Genomic DNA, 16,356 nt, shown 5'->3' with positions numbered 1-16,356 from the left:
TGGAAGCGGCTTTAGCCGCGAACACCGGCACAAGCCGGTGCCATCCACCGCGTCGGCTTCTTCGCGGCTAAAGCCGCTCCCACAGGGTACGTCAGCCATGCACCCAGCGCCGGTGCAAGCCACGCGCCAAGGCATCCAGCACGAAGCCCAGCACCCCGATCAGCAGCACCATCGCCATCAGCTCGGAATACGCCAGCCGGTCGCGCGTATCGAGAATGTAGTACCCCAGCCCCGCGCTCACACCGAGCATTTCGCACGGCACCAGCACGATCCATAGAATACCGATGGCCAGGCGCACGCCGGTCAGCACATGGCCGATCACCCCCGGCACGATCACCTTGCACAAGGTCTCGCGGCGCGTCGCACTCAGGCTGCGGCTCAGCTGCAACCAGCGTGGGTCCAGCTGCCGTACCCCGGCTGCGGTGTTGAGCAGGATCGGCCACAGCGCGGCGAACGCCAGCAGGAAGTAGATCGGCTGGTCGCCCACGCCCATCAGCATCACCACCACCGGCATCCACGACAGCGGCGAGATCATGCGCAGGAACTGGAACGCCGGCGTGGTCGCCGCCTCCAGGTGCCGGTAGCTGCCCACCAGCAGGCCCAGCGGCACGCCGATCAGCAGCGCCAGCAGCAGCCCGAGCAGAATCCGCTTGAGGCTGACCCAGATATGACCATAGACCTCGCCGTGCCCCAGCAACTCGACCAGGCTGGCCAGGGTCGCCGCCGGTGAAAAGCGTGCCGACAGGCCATCGGCGTCACCGAACAACGCGACCCCCGCCCACCACAACAGCAACAAACCCAGCAACCCGGCCAGACCCAGGCCGGCATGAACGACATGCGTGCGCATCAGACCGCGAACTCCTCGCTACGCTCGAAGTTGTCGGCAATGCCGAATACCGATGGCCCGCCAACGGCGGCGATGGCGTTGCGCACGAAGCGCTCGTCTACCAGGTCGCGAGCGGTCTGTGCCGGGTCCAGGCCAGCAAGGAACGCGTTATCGCCCTCGATCAGCGTGGTTTTCAGGCGCTTGACCAGCTCTTCGGTGTAGCTGGGGTACGGGTAAGGCTGGAAATCGATACGCTTTTCGTCCCACTGCTGGTGGCGAATGGCACCGCTGGCAATGTAGCCGGCACGGTCTTCGGCAGCCGGGGCCAGCACCTTGGTCAGCACCGCAGGCTCATGCGGCGTGTACTTGTTGGGCCCGGCCCTGGACAACAGCGCTGCGGCCTCGGCGCGGTGCTCGCGGGTCCACTGCTGGGCCTTGACGATGGCGTTGACCACCTTCTGCGACCACTCGGGGCGGTTGTTCAGGTCGTGCTCGTGCATGAACACCACGCAGCAGGCGTGGTTGCGCCACACATCGCCGGTAAAGCGCTGCACGCGGCCGACCTTGAGGTTCTCGGCCAGCGCGTTGAACGGCTCGGCGACGATATAGCCGGCAATGCGCTTGCTGGCCAGTGCCGGCGGCATGTCGGACGGCGGCAGTACCAGCAGGTTGACTTCGTTGGCGGCCAGGGACGCGTTGGCCGGCTTCGACACCGGGGTCAGGCCGTGGTCGCCGAGCATCTGTTGCAGCACCACGTTGTGGATCGAGTACCAGAACGGGATGGCCACGGTCTTGCCACCCAGTTGCTTCAGCTCGTGGATGTCCGGGGCGACGGTCAGGCCCGAGCCGCCCACGTGGTTCCAGGCCACCACCTTGGCCGGCACCTTGCTGGCGTAGCGGGCCCACACGGTCATCGGCGACAACAGGTGGATGACATTGACCTGGCCAGAGATGAACGCCTCGATCACCTGTGCCCAGCTGCGCAGCAGCACCGGGCGCTCGGCCTTGATGCCCTCGGCCTCGAACAGGCCATTGTTGTGCGCCACCAACAGCGGCGTGGCGTCGGTGATCGGCAGGTAGCCGATGCGCACCGGCGCGTCCGGTTCGGCGGCGGCGCGGGCCTGCAGGCTCGACAGCAGCGGCAAGGCACCGGCCGCGGTGAGCATGGCGCCGAGTTTGAGGAAATCGCGACGCGAAGAAGCGGAACAGCAGTCATCCATGCACATGGACAGCCTCCGAGGGCAACGGGGTTGGGGTAGGTTCGACTGTGCGGCTTGCCCGCCGAAGGGTTTTCAGTATCTCGATGCGCAAGGCGCCCAGTTCTTCGACCCGCTGCGTCCGTGGTTGCGGCAGGTCGATGTGCCACTGGCCGAGGATGTGCGCTGGGTGATTGCCCAGTAGCAGAACCCGGTCGGACAGCAGCAGGGCTTCGTCGATGTCGTGGGTGATCAAAATCGCCGCCGTGTTGTGGGTGGCGATCAGTTGCAGCAGCAGTTGCTGCATGTCGGCGCGGGTCACTTCATCCAGCGCGCCGAACGGCTCGTCGAGCAACAGCACTTCGGGCTGGCGGGCCAGGCAACGGGCCAGTGCGGTGCGCTGGGCCATGCCGCCGGACAGCTGCGCCGGGTACTGGCCACGCGCATGGGCCAGGCCCACGGCAGCAATTGCATGGTCGATACGGGCGCGCCGCTCGGCAGCCGCCAGCCGGGGCTGGCGGGCAAAGTCGAGGCCGAAGGCGACGTTCTTTTCCAGGCTCAGCCAGGGCAGCAGGCTCGGGTCCTGAAAGGCCACGGCCAGGCGCGGGTGTGGCCCCTGCAACGGCTGGCCGTGCAAGGCCACGCTCCCGCCACGCGGCTGTTGCAGCCCGGCCAGCACCCGCAGCAGGCTGGACTTGCCGACCCCGCTGGGGCCGAGGATGGTCACCACTTCGCCCGCTGCCAGCTGCAGGTCGAACTGCGCCAGCACCGCCTGCCAGCCACCCTCGCGCGGGTAGCCCAGGCTAATGTCGCGGGCTTCGAGCAATACCGCGGTCATGCCGCGCCCGCCTGGCGCTGCAGTTCGGCACGCAGCTGCACCAGGCTGGGCGTGACGATCGGCACGAAGGCCGACTCGCGCCAGCGGCGGGCAAAGCCTTCGCCATACTCGCTGAGATAGGCCTTGCCACCGCTGGCCTGCAGCTCCAGCTGCACCGCGTCGGCTGCACTTTCGGCGAGGATGATACGCAGTTTGAACAGCGCCGCCGGCTGTTGCAGGAAGCGGCCATCGTGCAAGCCTTGCTTGAGTTCGCTGACGGTGTTTTCCAGGCGTTCGCCGAGCACCTGGCGAGCTTCGTCAAGGAACGACGCGCGGCCATGCAGGTGCGCCTGGACTTCGTCCAGTGCCCGTCGCGCCAGGCCGATGGCCATGCCGCATTGCAGCGCCAGGAATGCCGGGCGCACGCGTGGCAGGAACTCACGGGCGTTGTCATGCAGCAGCCAGTCACGCGCCAGCGCCACCTGATGGAACGCCAGCGCCGCCGTGTTGCTCGACTGCAGGCCCATCAACTGCAGGTCATCGGAGCGCTCCAGCCCTTGCGCCTCGGAAGGAATGGCCAGCACGAACGGCGCGCCGCCCGCTTCGTCCTCGATGGCCGCAGCGACCACGAAACCGCTCTTGCGCAGGTTGGTCACCCAGTGCAGGCGACCTTCCAGTTGCCAGCCATCGGCGCCCGGGCGGCCCCGCACCTGCAGCGTTTCGATGCCGGACAGGAATTTCATGGCATTGGACAGCCCGGTGGCGCCGGCCAGCTCGCCGGTCAGCAGGCGCGGCAGCAGGCGCTCGCGCAGGGGCTGGTTGGGGCTGTGCAACAGGTATTCGATAAACGCGCGCTGGCCCCAGCAGACAAAAGCGGCTGCCAGCGAGCGGCTGGCGATGGCCGCGATGGCTTCGACCGCATCGCTCACCTGCCCGCCCGTCCCGCCCAGGGCCGGGTCGATGCCGATGCGCAGCAGCTGCGACTCGGCGATTTGCGCCAACACCAGCTGCGGCTCGCAGAGGCCCCGGTCAATGGCTTCGGCATTGGCATCCAGCCAGCGTCGAAATGCACAATCCTGCATGTTGCTACTCCTTTGATAACGCCGGGGCCGCCTGGCAGCCCGTTCGCGACACGCGGTCGCTGCGACAACGATCGCGCGCTGGGCGCAATTGCCCGCAGATCATGCCGAAGGTTGCCAGCGGTATTGGCCAAGCTCGTCGTTGAGCGGCGTCTGGGCGAACACATTAGCAAAGTTGCACAGGGTTGCGAGGCTCACGCCGAGAATCACCTCCAGCGCATTGCCTTCGCTGAAGCCGGCTGCGCGGAAGGCCTGGTAGGTGGCCTCGCTGACGTTGCCACGGGTGGCGATGACTTCGCGGGCGAAGGCGGCCAGGGCTTCGTAACGGGCATCGGGCAACTCGCCACGGGCACGCAGCGCATCGACCACCGCCGGCGGCAGCTTGGCCTTGTTCAGGGCGACAGCGGTGTGCCCGGCCACGCAGAAGTCACAACCGTGCTGGGTAGCGGCAATCAGCTGTACCACTTCGCGCTCGGCCAGGCTCAGTTCGGCTTTGCCGTTGAGTGCCGAAACCGTCACGTAGGTTTCCAGTGCCGCCGGCGCATTGGCCAGCACGCCCAGCAAGTTGGGGATGAAGCCGGAATTCTTCTGGGCATTCTCGAGGAACGGGCGGGCCGCTTCCGGGGCGCTCTGCAGCGTGTGTAAAGTAATGCGCGAGGACATGCAGTGGTCTCCTTTGATGAAGGTCACTACAGTCTGTTGGTTATAAGAAGTAGCCTCCATATTCGTCAGTCGCCTTTCCTTGCTCTTGAGTGTTTGCATTAGATGATTTCAGCCAGCCACCTTGTCGATTGGTTATTAGAGGGCCTGGAGCTCGATGCCAGCCTGTTCCATGTGGGCCGCTATTGTGGCGGCTGGCACGCCAGTACCCAGGGCATGGGCCGGGCCAGCTTCCACCTGGTGGTGCAGGGCCACTGCTGGCTGCATATCGACGGCCAGGCCGAGGCGCTGCGCCTGGAGGCCGGTGATGCGGTGTTCCTGCTGCGCGACCTCGGTTATCGCCTGGCCAGCGCCCAGGACCCGGCCACGGCCTGTGCCCAGCCGCGCCAGCGCATGCAGGCGCTGGACGTCGAAGCCAGCGACGGCGTGGGGCTGGTGTGTGGCTTCTTCCACTTCAAGCCGGGCTTGTCGGCGTTGATCGTCGATGGCCTGGCAGACTGGATCGTGCTGCGTGCCGATGAACCGGCCGGGCATGCGGCGCGCGCGTTGTTCGAGCTGATCCTTGAGGAATGCCGGCGCAGCGCCGGGCCGTCGCAGACGTTGCTGGAGCGGCTGACACACCTGTTGTTCCTGTATGTGCTGCGCCAGCAGGTGCATGCCGGGCAGTCGCTGGGCGGGCTGGTCGCCCTCGCCCGCCAGCCGGCGTTCGCCGGGCTGCTGGAGCAATTGATCGAGCAGCCGGGGCACGCCTGGACGCTGGAAAGCATGGCCGCCTGCACCGGCTTGTCGCGGTCGGCGTTTTTCAAGCGCTTCAATGAGCTGGCTGGGCAGTCGCCCGGGCAAGTGCTGCTGGCGCTGCGCATGCGCCATGCCTGCCAGCTGCTGCGGGCGGGGCACACCGTGGAGCAGGTGGGCGCGCAGGTGGGGTATCAGTCGGTGGCGGCATTTACCCGGGCGTTCGCCAAGGCGGTGGGGGTGCAGCCGGGGGCGTATCGGCGGCAGCATGAGGGGCGCTGAACGCGTTAATTCTGCGCCGGCCTCTTCGCGGGCTTGCCCGCTCCCACAGGTATCCCACAATCGTTGTGCAATTCCTGTGGGAGCGGGCAAGCCCGCGAAGAGGCCGGCACAAGCAACCTGTTCAGACCTCGGTGAGCGGAATATCCCCGGCCCCTTTGCCGTCCCGCCGCTCGCCCATCCAGGCATTGACCTTCTGCCCGAACTCGGCCGGCGCCTTGCGCCCGAAGCGCCGCGCCAGATCAAGGATGGTCTGCTGGGCCAGGGCCTCTTCCATGCGTTTCTGCGCCCCCAGCATCACCGCATGGATCGCGCAGGTGCCCTCGGTCGCCCAACCCGGAGGCGAACCCTCGAACAGGGTGCAACGCTCACGAACCTCGCGGCAGTCGAAGATCTTCTTCGGCCCGTCGATGGCGTAGACGATATCCAGCACGGTGATTTCATCTGACGGCCGGGCCAGGCGGAAGCCGCCGCGCACGCCCTCGGTGGCGGCCACCAGCCCGGCACGGGCGAGCTTGGTGAAGACCTTGGCCAGGTATTCCTGAGGCACACCCTGCAGCTCTGCCAGGTCGCGCACGCTGGACTCGCGCGATTCGCCCCGCTCGTCCACCAGGAACAGCAGGCAATGGATGCCATATTCGACGCCAGCACTGTAGAGCGACATATCAATTTCCGACCAATCTGGTCGCAAATCATACGCCGATAGCACCCGCACCGCAAAGCTCATAGCGGCCGCCGGTCAGCTTGGCGCTGCCCTCAAGCCCAGGAAACACGGCGTTCAGAGCCCTAGCGCAATGGTGCGCCGCAGCGCCGCGGTTGAAAAAACACTTGCAGGGTATAACTACGACTAATAAAGTCGTAGTTATTCGCTGGGCACGCAACCCGCCCACGAAGCCCACCCTGGAACCTTGCGGAGCACCTTCATGAAATCCAACATCCTCATCATCGGTGCCGGCTTTGCCGGTGTCTGGAGCGCCCTGAGCGCCGCGCGCCTGCTCGACCAGGCTCAACGCACCGACATCAGCGTCAGCGTGCTCGCCCCGCAGCCCGAGCTGCGCATCCGCCCGCGCCTCTACGAGGCCGATGTACATGGCATGAAGGCGCCGCTGGGCGAGCTGTTCGAAGCCGTGGGCATTCACTTCATCCCCGGCAACGCCGACACCATCGACACCGCAGCGCGCAGCGTCAGCTACACCAACGCCCAGGGGCAGCGGCAACAGCTCGACTACGACCGCCTGATCCTCGCCGCCGGCAGCCAGGTCGCGCGCCCGGCAGTGCCTGGCCTGGCTGAACATGCGTTCGATGTCGACCAGCTGGAATCGGCCATGCGCCTGGAACAGCATCTGCACGGCCTGGCCGCCCTGCCCGCTTCACCGGCACGCGATACGGTGGTGGTGTGTGGCGGCGGTTTCACCGGGATCGAGACCGCCACCGAAATGCCGGCACGGCTGCGCGCGATCCTTGGAGCAGGCAGCGCGGTACGGGTGCTGGTGGTCGACCGTGGCGCCGAGGTGGGCGCAGCGCTGGGTGCGGGCATCACGCCGTCGATCGTGGCGGCCTGTGAACAGGCCGGTGTGCAATGGCTGACCGGCACCTCGGTGGTGGCCGTCGATGCCGCTGGTGTCACCCTGGACAACGGTGAGCGCATCGCCAGCAACACGGTGATCTGGACCGTGGGCGTCAAGGCCAGCCCGTTGACCGCTCAGGTCTCTGGCGAACGCGACCATTTTGGCCGCCTGAGAGTGGACAGCTACCTGAAGGTGCTCGGCCAGGAGCATGTCTACGCCACGGGCGACACTGCCTGGGCGGCAGTCGACGAGCTGGGCAACCATGCCCTGATGACCTGCCAGCACGCCATCCCCATGGGCCGCTATTGTGGCCACAATGTCGCCGCCGACCTGCTCGGCGTGCCTGCGATGGTGTATCGCCAACCCAAGTACGTCACCTGCCTGGACCTGGGCGAATGGGGCGCGGCGTACAGCGAGGGATGGCAGCGCGAACTGAAGCTGCAAGGTCAGGAAGGCAAAGACCTCAAGCGCCAGATCAACTCGGTGTGGATCTATCCGCCAGCGGCGGACCGCGCCCTGGCCCTGGCCGCTGCCGACCCGTCGATCGCCATCGCCTGAGGTAAACGGTTGGCGGCCCTTCGCGGGCATGCCCGCTCCCACAGGGACTGCATTGCACTGGCGAGTGCACGCTGCCTGTGGGAGCGGGCGCGCCCGCGAAGGGCCGCCAAGCGGCCCCCTTCAACGCCTATCAGTCGTTGACACTCACCACCCGCCCCGCCATCGCCGCAGCCTTGCCGCGAGTCGCCAGGCAGTAGTACAGCGGCACCGTCACCAGCAGGCCGAACAACCACGACAAGTCAGCCCCTTCGACAATGTTCGAATACGGCCCCACATACAGCGCCGTATTGGCAAACGGCAGCTGCACCAGAATGCCGCAGGCATAGGCGATGATCGCGTGGTGGTTGAAGCGGCCATAGATGCCGCCGTCGCCACGGAAGATCGAGGCGATGTCGTACTGGCCCTTCTTGATCAGGTAGAAGTCGATCAGGTTGATCGAGGCCCACGGCACCAGCACCAGCAGCAGCGCCAGGATCAGGCCGATGAACTGGCCGATGAAATCCGCCGAGGCGTTCAGCGCCACCATGGCGCAGCCCAGCAGAATCACCGCAGCCAGCCCCACCCGCACCTTGATGCTCGGCGTCCATTCGGCGACGAAGGTCTGGATCGCCGTGACGATCGACAGCACCGCGCCATACAGGTTGAGGGCGTTGTGGCTGATGATGTTGAGCAGGAACAGCACCATCAGGATCGGCCCCAGCCAGCCAGTGGCCTGTTTGACGGCATCCATGGCATCGGTGCCGTCCGGCACGCACAGCACCGCCACCGCACCAAAGCTGAAGCACAGAATGGTACCCAGGGTAGCGCCGAAATAGGTGGCCCAGAACGGCTTGGCGATACCCACTTCACGCGGCAGGTAACGCGAGTAGTCAGAGGTGTACGGCGAGAAGCTGATCTGCCAGATGGTGCCCAGCGACACAGTGGCGATGAAGCCCGACAGGTTGAATGCACCCCGGCTGAAGAAGTCGGCCGGCAGCTCCTGGGCGAACATCATGATGAAACCGGCGAGCAATGCCGAGCCCATCACCCAGGTACCGATGCGGTTGAGCACGTGGATGAAGCGGTAGCCGATCACGCCGATGGCCGTGGCGCTCAGGGCACCGATCACGATCGCCCCGGGCATCGGCACGCTCGGGCTGATGCCATGGATGGTCTTGCCCGCCAGCACGATATTGGAAATGAAGAAGCCGACATAAATCAGCGCAGTGAAGAACACGATCAGCAAGGCGCCGTAGCGACCGAACTGGCCACGGCTTTGCACCATCTGCGGAATGCCCAGCTGCGGTCCCTGCGCAGAGGCCAGGGCGATGACCACGCCACCGAGCAGGTGGCCCAGGACGATGGCGATCAGCCCCCACAACAGGTTCAGGTGGAACACCTGGACCACCATCGCACCGGTGACGATCGGCAGTGGCGCAATGTTGGTACTGAACCAGAGGGTGAACAGGTCGCGCGCCTTCCCGTGGCGCTCGGCAGGTGGAACGTAATCGACCGTGTGATTCTCGACAAACGGGTGTTGCGACGACGGTTGGGACATGGTTTTCAGCTCGAAAGGTCGTTTTTATCGTTGTAAGGAAACCGCATCTGGGCGGCCTCTCAGCTGCGGACCATATTATGGTATTCCAAACTTTTGACAACACTGATCCGCTGGAAAAAACCGCCACTGATCCGCTCGGAAAAGCCCTGCGACAAACCGACTCAGCGCTCAACACCACGGTTTACGTGGCCTAGCGCCGTTCATCGTGAAGCACCTGGGTTGAAAATTCCGCTTGCAAAATAGGTATTACGGTATACCATCAGACACATCAACGATAAAAACCGCGGACCACCGCAGCCCTTCAGAGGTACACGAGATGATCGACGCAACCGTCTACAAGAACGTCCTCGGCTCCTTCCCGTCCGGCGTTACCGTCATTACCACCCTGGACGATGACGGTTCGGTCGTCGGCCTGACCGCCAGCGCCTTTTCCTCCCTGTCGATGGACCCACCGCTGGTGCTGTTCTGCCCCAACTACACATCCGACTCCTACCCGGTGCTGATCCGGCAGAAGCGCTTCGCCATTCACCTGCTGTCCGGTGAACAGCAGGCCGAAGCCTACGCGTTCGCCAGAAAGGGCAAGGACAAGGCCAGCGGCATCGAGTGGACCCTGAGCGAACTGGGCAACCCGATCCTGGCCGGCGCCACGGCGGTAATCGAGTGCGAACTGTGGCGTGAATATGAAGGTGGCGACCACGCCATCATGGTCGGCAAGGTACACAACCTGATCGTCCCTGCCGAAGCGCCACGACCGATGGTGTACTGCCGCGGCAAGATGGCCAGCCTGCCGGCCTTTGCCTGAAGCCTGTTCTGAATCGAGACAACTGGCGCCCGCCCTGCCCGGCGCCAGCCCCTTTCAAGCGTTGAGGAAAGCCCCATGAAATTTTCGTTGTTCGTGCACATGGAACGTTGGGATGAACAGGTCAGCCACCGCCAGTTGTTCGAAGACCTGACCGAACTGACCCTGATGGCCGAGCACGGCGGTTTCAGCACCGTATGGATCGGCGAACACCACGCCATGGAATACACCATCTCGCCAAGCCCGATGCCGTTGCTGGCCTACCTGGCCGCGCGCACCGAGCGCATCCGCCTGGGCGCCGGTACCATCATCGCGCCGTTCTGGAACCCGATCCGCGTGGCGGGTGAATGCGCCCTGCTCGATGTCATCAGCAACGGCCGCATGGAAGTCGGCCTGGCCCGCGGCGCCTATCAGTTCGAGTTCGACCGCATGGCAGGCGGCATGCCGGCCACCGACGGCGGCAAGGCGCTGCGCGAGATGGTGCCGGTGGTGCGCAAGCTGTGGCAAGGCGACTACGCCCATGACGGCGAGGTGTACAAGTTCCCCACCTCCACCAGCGTACCGAAGCCGTTCAATGCCACGCCGCCCATGTGGATTGCCGCACGCGACCCGGACTCGCACAACTTCGCCGTGGCCAACGGCTGCAACGTCATGGTCACCCCGCTGATGAAGGGCGACGAAGAAGTGCTGGACCTGAAGAACAAGTTCCAGGCTGCCCTGGACAACAACCCGGGTGTGCCACGCCCGCAACTGATGGTATTGCGCCACACCCACGTGCACAGCCCGGCCGAGCCGGACGGCTGGAAGGTCGGCGCGCAAGCCATTTCGCGCTTCTACCGCACCTTCGATGCCTGGTTCGGCAACAAGACCACGCCGGTCAACGGCTTCCTTGAGCCCAGCCCGGAAGCCAAGTTCGCCGAGGTACCGGCGTTCGAGCTGGAGAACATCCGCAAGAACACCATGATCGGCACCCCGGAAGAAATCATCGCGCGCATCAGGTACTACCAGGAACTGGGCGTCGACGAATTCAGCTTCTGGTGCGACAACAGCCTGCCGCATGCCGAGAAGAAGAAGTCGCTCGAACTGTTCATCAAGGAAGTGGTGCCGGCGTTCGCCTGAATTCCCTTTGCCTGAATCATTGCGGGACACAGCCCGCTCTCGTGGGCCCATGTGGCCTGCGTGAGCGGGCTTTTTTTGAAGCCTGTACTGGCCTGTTCGCGGGTGAACCCGCTCCCACAGGTACAGCGCAAGGCTTGAAGTCTGTGAGGGCTCTGTGGGAGCGGGTTCACCCGCGAAGAGGCCAGTACAGAACACCACAGAAACCCCGGTACACAGCGCCTTTCGTCCCCCCGCAAGAGAAATTTCCAGCCACCTCTTGCGCAACAAATATTATGGTATACCATCAGACAACAAGAGCTGATAACCCTCACCAGGAGCCATCCATGAGTTTCGAAATCCGCAAGATCGTCACCTACTCCGAAGAGACCCGCATCGAAGGCGGCAAGGCCACCGACAAGCCGGTGACCATGGTCGGCCTGGCCGTGGTGATCAAGAACCCATGGGCCGGTCGCGGTTTCGTTGAAGATCTGAAGCCGGAAATCCGCGCCAACTGCTCGGAGCTGGGTGCGCTGATGGTCGAGCGCCTGACTGCCGCCATCGGCGGTGCCGACCGGATCGAAGCCTACGGTAAGGCCGCAGTGGTCGGTGCCGACGGTGAAATCGAGCACGCCTCGGCGGTGATCCACACCCTGCGCTTCGGCAACCACTACCGCGAAGCGGTACAGGCCAAGAGCTACCTGAGCTTCACCAACAAGCGCGGCGGCCCGGGCACCTCGATCCAGATTCCGATGATGCAGAAGGACGACGAAGGCCTGCGTTCGCACTACATCACCCTGGAAATGCAGATCGAAGATGCCCCGCGCGCCGACGAAATCGTCGTGGTCCTGGGCGCCTCGGACGGCGGCCGCCTGCACCCGCGCATCGGCAACCGCTACATCGACCTGGAAGAACTGGCTGCCGAAAAAGCCAGCGCTCAATAACAACAACCAAGACGGGCCGGGGCGTGGCGTGCTTACCCGCCGCGCCCGACCTTCAAGGAGCGCCCTCCATGATTCAGCCTGTCGCTGAACGTACCCCCGCCGGTACCAGCTACCTGGCCGTCGGCCAGGGCCAACCCGTGGTACTGATCCACGGCGTGGGCCTGAACAAGGAAATGTGGGGCGGTCAGATCGTTGGCCTGGCCAACGACTACCGCGTCATCACCTACGACATGCTCGGCCACGGCCAGAGCGCGTTGCCGGCCGCCGACATCGGCCTGGAAGGCTATGCCGCCCAGCTGGCCGAACTGCTCGACCACCTGCAGATCGCGCAAGCCAGCGTGATCGGTTTTTCCATGGGCGGCCTGGTCGCCCGGGCGTTCGCCCTCGCCTACCCGCAGCGCCTGGCGGCACTGGTGGTGCTCAACAGCGTGTTCAACCGCACCCCCGAGCAACGTGCCGGGGTCATCGGCCGTGCCGCCCAGGCAGCGCAACTGGGCCCCGACGCCAACGTCGACGCCGCGCTCGACCGCTGGTTCAGCCGTGAATACAAGGCCGCCAACCCGGCGCAGGTCGCCGCCATTCGCCAGGTGCTGGCAAGCAACGACCCGCAGGGCTACCACACCACCTATTCGCTGTTCGCCACGCAGGACATGTACCGCGCCGGCGACCTGGGCAGCATCCAGGTGCCGACGCTGATCGCCACCGGCGAACTCGACTCCGGCTCCACCCCGGCCATGACCCGCCAGCTTGCTGCCTGCATCCCGGGCGCACGAAGCGTGGTCCTCGCCGAGCAACGGCATATGATGCCGGTAGAAGCACCGCGCGAAGTCAACAAGATGCTGCTGGACTTCCTTGCGCAAGCCCGCACCCTCACCGAATCCGCCAAGGGGATTGTTGCATGACCCTCGTTCGTTTCCAGATGTGCATCGACGGCCAATGGCGCGATGCCCAGAGCGGCAAGACCTTCGACAGCCTCGACCCGGCCACCGCCCAGGCCTGGGCGCAATTGCCCGACGCCGACGAGGCCGATGTCGAACTGGCCGTGCAGGCCGCCCAGCGCGCCTTCGACAGCAAGGCATGGCGCAGCATCACCGCCACCGCGCGGGGCAAGCTGCTGCGGCGCCTGGGTGATCTGATCGCCGAGCACAAGGAACACCTGGCCCAGCTGGAAAGCCGTGACAACGGCAAGCTGATCCGCGAAACCCGCGGCCAGGTCGGCTACCTGCCCGAGTTCTTCCACTACACCGCAGGCCTGGCCGACAAGCTCGAAGGCGGCACCCTGCCGCTGGACAAGCCCGACCTGTTCGCCTACACCGTGCACGAGCCGATCGGCGTGGTGGCCGGGATCATCCCCTGGAACAGCCCGTTGTACCTCACCGCGATCAAGCTGGCGCCGGCCCTGGCCGCCGGCAATACCATCGTCCTCAAACCGTCCGAGCACGCCTCGGCGACCATCCTCGAACTGGCCCGCCTGGCCCTCGAGGCCGGCTTCCCGGCCGGTGTGGTCAACGTGGTCACCGGCTACGGCCCCAGCACCGGCGCGGCGCTGACCCGCCACCCGCTGGTGCGCAAGATCGCCTTCACCGGCGGTGCCGCCACCGCCCGCCACGTGGTGCGCAGCAGTGCCGAGAACTTCGCCAAGCTGTCGCTGGAGCTGGGTGGCAAGTCACCGAACATCATCTTCGCCGACGCCGACCTGGACAGCGCCATCAACGGCGCCGTGGCCGGTATCTATGCCGCCTCCGGGCAAAGCTGCGTGGCCGGCTCGCGCCTGCTGGTGCAGGACGAGATCTTCGATGTGTTCGTCGCACGCCTGATCGAACGCGCCAAGCGCATCCGCATCGGCAACCCGCAGGACGACGCCAGCGAAATGGGGCCGATGGCCACCGCCCAGCAACTGGCCGTGGTCGAAGGCCTGGTGGCGGCGGCCAAGGCCGAAGGCGCCAAGCTGCACATGGGTGGCAAACGCGCGCAGGTCGAGGGTGACGGCTGGTTCTACGAGCCGACCCTGTTCGAGTGCGACAGCAATTCGATGACCATCATGCAGGAAGAGGTGTTCGGCCCGGTCGCTGCGGTCATCCGCTTCAAGACCGAGGAAGAAGCGCTGGCCATCGCCAACGACTCGCAATTCGGCCTCGCCGCCGGCATCTGGACCCGCGACCTGGGCCGCGCCCACCGCCTGGCGCGCGATGTGCGTTCGGGGATCATCTGGGTCAACACCTACCGCGCGGTCTCGGCCATGGCGCCGATCGGCGGGTTCAAGAACAGCGGCTACGGCCGTGAGAGCGGCATCGATTCGGTGCTGGCCTATACCGAGCTGAAGACCGTGTGGATCAACCTGTCCACCGCGCCGATGCCCGACCCGTTTGTGATGCGTTGAGAGGTAGCACGAGATGATCGAACCCGGCATCTACAAAGACGTGATGGGCTCCTTCCCGTCCGGCGTCACGGTGGTCACCACCCTGGACGCCGACGGCGGCATCGTCGGCATCACCGCCAGTGCCTTCAGCGCGCTGTCGATCGACCCGGCGCTGGTGCTGTTCTGCCCCAACTACGCCTCCGACACTTACCCGATCCTGCGTGATAGCAAGCAGTTCGCGATCCACCTGCTGTCTGCCGACCAGACTGCCGAGGCCTATGCCTTCGCCGGCAAGGGCAAGGACAAGGCCCGTGGCATCGACTGGCACCTGAGCGAACTGGGCAACCCGCTGCTGGCCAAGGCCACGGCGATCATCGAGTGCGAACTGTGGCGCGAGTACGACGGTGGCGACCACGCGATCATCGTCGGCGCGGTGAAGAACCTGGTACTGCCGGCCGAGCCGGTAACGCCGATGGTGTACCACAAGGGCAAGCTGGGCGCCCTGCCGCCCCTGGGCTGATGGAACTTGAGCTCGGCGTTGGCCTCTTCGCGGGTAAACCCGCTCCCACAGGGATCGCACAGATGCTGAAACCTGTGCAGTACCTGTGGGAGCGGGTTCACCCGCGAAGAAGCCAACGCAAATGACCCTGTTTAAATCCGGAGTACTGCACATGAGCAATGAAAAGTACGAAAAAGGCCTGCAGATCCGTACCCAGGTGCTGGGCGAGGACTACGTCAACCGCTCGATCCAGAACGCCGACGAGTTCACAAAGCCGCTGCAGGAACTGGTCACCGAATACTGCTGGGGCCATGTCTGGGGCCGTGAAGGCTTGTCGCTCAAAGAGCGCAGCATGATAAACTTGGCCATGATTTCCGCGCTCAACCGGCCCCACGAGCTCAAGTTGCACATTCGCGGCGCCTTGCGTAATGGCCTGAGCCGTGAACAGATTCGCGAGATCCTGCTCCAGGTCGGCATTTATTGCGGCGTGCCCGCGGCGGTGGACAGTTTCCGTCTGGCCCGCGAAGCGTTCGCTGAAGCCGATGCGGAGTCAACCCGTTAACAGCGGGCTGTTCGAACCCACGCAAGGAGCACCCGAGGTTCGTGGTGCCATTGCGGTTGCGGCCGCGCAGCCTCTTTCAGAGCGCACCTGATGAAACGCCAGCCACTCGACGACAGCTTCAAGGTCAACCGCAACCCCGTTACCCTGCGCGAAATCGTGCTCGACAAGCTGCGCGCCGCGATCATGAACTTCCACCTGCTGCCAGGCGACCGCCTGGTCGAGCGCGACCTCTGCGACCGCCTCGGGGTCAGCCGCACCTCGGTGCGCGAAGCCCTGCGCCACCTGGAATCCGAAGGCCTGGTGGAGTTCGCCGACGCCAAGGGCCCGCGCGTGGCCATCATCACCCTGGAAGACGCCCGCGACATCTACGAGCTCCGCTGCGTGCTCGAAGGCCTGATCGTGCAGCTGTTCACCCTCAACGCCAAGGCCAAGGACATCCGTGCCCTGGAACGCGCGCTGGAGGTCAACCGCGAAGCCCTTGAAGAAGGCGAGCTGCAACAGGTACTGGATTCGGTACAAGGCTTCTACGATGTGCTGCTGGAAGGCTCCGGCAACCAGGTCGCGGCCCAGCAGCTGCGCCAGTTGCAGGCGCGCATCAGCTACCTGCGCGCCACCTCGGTGTCGCAGGAGAACCGCCGCGGCGCCAGCAACCGCGAAATGGAAAAGATCGTCGAGGCGATCAAGAGCGGTGATCCGCTGGTCGCCCACCAGGCCTCGGTCGACCACGTTCGCGCCGCCGCCAAGGTGGCCCTGGACTACCTGCGCCAGAAGCAGGATGACAACCCCAAGGTGCGCGACATGGTCGAGCCCCTGGCCCTGAAGGACCCCCGCATCTAACCCCCG

At 65.2% G+C, this 16,356-nt stretch carries 17 protein-coding genes; 10 read left to right on the top strand and 7 right to left on the bottom strand.

The genetic code is table 11. The annotated features are described in order from the left end of the window. Positions 1-91: 91 nt before the first annotated feature. The 5 genes from C6A77_RS15535 to C6A77_RS15515 form a co-directional block, all read right to left on the bottom strand. Positions 92-847 carry an ABC transporter permease gene (locus tag C6A77_RS15535; protein ID WP_114170267.1) on the bottom strand — a complete coding sequence of 252 codons (756 nt, stop codon included), beginning with the start codon at positions 845-847 and terminating at the stop codon, positions 92-94. Continuing rightward, positions 847-2,052: an ABC transporter substrate-binding protein gene (locus C6A77_RS15530; RefSeq protein WP_114170266.1), complete on the bottom strand. Its 1,206-nt coding sequence runs from the start codon at positions 2,050-2,052 to the stop codon at positions 847-849. The genes C6A77_RS15535 and C6A77_RS15530 overlap by 1 nt, the downstream gene beginning before the upstream one ends. After that, positions 2,039-2,860: an ABC transporter ATP-binding protein gene (locus tag C6A77_RS15525; protein WP_114170265.1), complete on the bottom strand. Its 822-nt coding sequence runs from the start codon at positions 2,858-2,860 to the stop codon at positions 2,039-2,041. Before C6A77_RS15525 ends, C6A77_RS15530 begins: the two co-directional genes overlap by 14 nt. Beyond that, a complete protein-coding gene (locus C6A77_RS15520) occupies positions 2,857-3,921 on the bottom strand; it encodes an acyl-CoA dehydrogenase family protein (protein WP_114170264.1) in 1,065 nt (354 codons plus the stop codon). The genes C6A77_RS15525 and C6A77_RS15520 overlap by 4 nt, the downstream gene beginning before the upstream one ends. Before the next feature lie 99 nt (positions 3,922-4,020). After that, complete coding sequence (locus tag C6A77_RS15515; RefSeq protein ID WP_114170263.1) at positions 4,021-4,581, bottom strand: carboxymuconolactone decarboxylase family protein; 561 nt, start codon at positions 4,579-4,581, stop codon at positions 4,021-4,023. 102 nt (positions 4,582-4,683) lie between these two features. On the opposite strand from C6A77_RS15515, the gene C6A77_RS15510 reads away from it, so the two are divergent. Next, complete coding sequence (locus C6A77_RS15510) at positions 4,684-5,595, top strand: AraC family transcriptional regulator (RefSeq protein ID WP_114170262.1); 912 nt, start codon at positions 4,684-4,686, stop codon at positions 5,593-5,595. Positions 5,596-5,716: 121 nt separating this feature from the next. Here C6A77_RS15510 and C6A77_RS15505 read toward each other — a convergent pair whose 3' ends face one another. Beyond that, positions 5,717-6,256 carry an Rrf2 family transcriptional regulator gene (locus C6A77_RS15505; RefSeq protein WP_114170261.1) on the bottom strand — a complete coding sequence of 180 codons (540 nt, stop codon included), beginning with the start codon at positions 6,254-6,256 and terminating at the stop codon, positions 5,717-5,719. A gap of 259 nt (positions 6,257-6,515) precedes the next feature. Between C6A77_RS15505 and C6A77_RS15500 the strand changes: the two genes are divergently transcribed. Continuing rightward, positions 6,516-7,718: an NAD(P)/FAD-dependent oxidoreductase gene (locus C6A77_RS15500; protein WP_114170260.1), complete on the top strand. Its 1,203-nt coding sequence runs from the start codon at positions 6,516-6,518 to the stop codon at positions 7,716-7,718. A 130-nt stretch (positions 7,719-7,848) separates the two neighbouring features. Here the strand turns inward: C6A77_RS15500 and C6A77_RS15495 are convergent, their stop codons facing one another. Beyond that, entirely contained in the window at positions 7,849-9,255 is a 1,407-nt protein-coding gene (locus tag C6A77_RS15495) for a cytosine permease (RefSeq protein WP_114170259.1), read from the bottom strand. Between the two features lie 316 nt (positions 9,256-9,571). Here C6A77_RS15495 and C6A77_RS15490 point away from each other — a divergent pair, with 316 nt between their 5' ends. The 8 genes from C6A77_RS15490 to C6A77_RS15450 all read left to right on the top strand — a co-directional run bounded on the left by C6A77_RS15490 (position 9,572) and on the right by C6A77_RS15450 (position 16,350). Then, the gene (locus tag C6A77_RS15490; RefSeq protein ID WP_114170258.1) at positions 9,572-10,057 is read left to right on the top strand and encodes a flavin reductase family protein; all 486 of its coding nucleotides are present in this window, start codon (positions 9,572-9,574) and stop codon (positions 10,055-10,057) included. Between the two features lie 75 nt (positions 10,058-10,132). Further along, on the top strand, positions 10,133-11,173 hold the full coding sequence (locus C6A77_RS15485; protein ID WP_114170257.1) for an LLM class flavin-dependent oxidoreductase: 1,041 nt from the start codon (positions 10,133-10,135) through the stop codon (positions 11,171-11,173). Positions 11,174-11,496: 323 nt separating this feature from the next. Beyond that, a complete protein-coding gene (locus C6A77_RS15475) occupies positions 11,497-12,093 on the top strand; it encodes an amino acid synthesis family protein (protein ID WP_114170256.1) in 597 nt (198 codons plus the stop codon). A gap of 68 nt (positions 12,094-12,161) precedes the next feature. After that, positions 12,162-12,995, top strand: coding sequence for an alpha/beta fold hydrolase (locus tag C6A77_RS15470; RefSeq protein WP_114170255.1), 834 nt, complete (start codon positions 12,162-12,164; stop codon positions 12,993-12,995). After that, the gene (locus tag C6A77_RS15465) at positions 12,992-14,473 is read left to right on the top strand and encodes an aldehyde dehydrogenase (RefSeq protein WP_114170254.1); all 1,482 of its coding nucleotides are present in this window, start codon (positions 12,992-12,994) and stop codon (positions 14,471-14,473) included. The genes C6A77_RS15470 and C6A77_RS15465 overlap by 4 nt, the downstream gene beginning before the upstream one ends. Positions 14,474-14,486: 13 nt before the next feature. Further along, positions 14,487-14,972: a flavin reductase family protein gene (locus C6A77_RS15460; protein ID WP_085623599.1), complete on the top strand. Its 486-nt coding sequence runs from the start codon at positions 14,487-14,489 to the stop codon at positions 14,970-14,972. Between the two features lie 151 nt (positions 14,973-15,123). After that, positions 15,124-15,513: a carboxymuconolactone decarboxylase family protein gene (locus tag C6A77_RS15455; RefSeq protein WP_016499260.1), complete on the top strand. Its 390-nt coding sequence runs from the start codon at positions 15,124-15,126 to the stop codon at positions 15,511-15,513. A gap of 90 nt (positions 15,514-15,603) precedes the next feature. Further along, entirely contained in the window at positions 15,604-16,350 is a 747-nt protein-coding gene (locus C6A77_RS15450) for a GntR family transcriptional regulator (protein WP_114170253.1), read from the top strand. Positions 16,351-16,356 lie beyond the last annotated feature (6 nt).

The sequence above is a fragment of the Pseudomonas sp. AFG_SD02_1510_Pfu_092 genome (assembly GCF_003331055.1).
Classification (GTDB): Bacteria; Pseudomonadota; Gammaproteobacteria; order Pseudomonadales; family Pseudomonadaceae; genus Aquipseudomonas.
This window is presented reverse-complemented; position numbering and strand designations above follow the sequence as displayed.

Coding starts and splice junctions, on each gene's coding strand:
- C6A77_RS15465 (WP_114170254.1), top strand. CDS start 12,992: ATGACCCTCGTTCGTTTCCAGATGTGCATCGACGGCCAATGGCGCGAT.
- C6A77_RS15450 (WP_114170253.1), top strand. CDS start 15,604: ATGAAACGCCAGCCACTCGACGACAGCTTCAAGGTCAACCGCAACCCC.
- C6A77_RS15475 (WP_114170256.1), top strand. CDS start 11,497: ATGAGTTTCGAAATCCGCAAGATCGTCACCTACTCCGAAGAGACCCGC.
- C6A77_RS15460 (WP_085623599.1), top strand. CDS start 14,487: ATGATCGAACCCGGCATCTACAAAGACGTGATGGGCTCCTTCCCGTCC.
- C6A77_RS15490 (WP_114170258.1), top strand. CDS start 9,572: ATGATCGACGCAACCGTCTACAAGAACGTCCTCGGCTCCTTCCCGTCC.
- C6A77_RS15515 (WP_114170263.1), bottom strand. CDS start 4,581: ATGTCCTCGCGCATTACTTTACACACGCTGCAGAGCGCCCCGGAAGCG.
- C6A77_RS15505 (WP_114170261.1), bottom strand. CDS start 6,256: ATGTCGCTCTACAGTGCTGGCGTCGAATATGGCATCCATTGCCTGCTG.
- C6A77_RS15520 (WP_114170264.1), bottom strand. CDS start 3,921: ATGCAGGATTGTGCATTTCGACGCTGGCTGGATGCCAATGCCGAAGCC.
- C6A77_RS15495 (WP_114170259.1), bottom strand. CDS start 9,255: ATGTCCCAACCGTCGTCGCAACACCCGTTTGTCGAGAATCACACGGTC.
- C6A77_RS15530 (WP_114170266.1), bottom strand. CDS start 2,052: ATGTGCATGGATGACTGCTGTTCCGCTTCTTCGCGTCGCGATTTCCTC.
- C6A77_RS15470 (WP_114170255.1), top strand. CDS start 12,162: ATGATTCAGCCTGTCGCTGAACGTACCCCCGCCGGTACCAGCTACCTG.
- C6A77_RS15535 (WP_114170267.1), bottom strand. CDS start 847: ATGCGCACGCATGTCGTTCATGCCGGCCTGGGTCTGGCCGGGTTGCTG.
- C6A77_RS15510 (WP_114170262.1), top strand. CDS start 4,684: ATGATTTCAGCCAGCCACCTTGTCGATTGGTTATTAGAGGGCCTGGAG.
- C6A77_RS15500 (WP_114170260.1), top strand. CDS start 6,516: ATGAAATCCAACATCCTCATCATCGGTGCCGGCTTTGCCGGTGTCTGG.
- C6A77_RS15485 (WP_114170257.1), top strand. CDS start 10,133: ATGAAATTTTCGTTGTTCGTGCACATGGAACGTTGGGATGAACAGGTC.
- C6A77_RS15455 (WP_016499260.1), top strand. CDS start 15,124: ATGAGCAATGAAAAGTACGAAAAAGGCCTGCAGATCCGTACCCAGGTG.
- C6A77_RS15525 (WP_114170265.1), bottom strand. CDS start 2,860: ATGACCGCGGTATTGCTCGAAGCCCGCGACATTAGCCTGGGCTACCCG.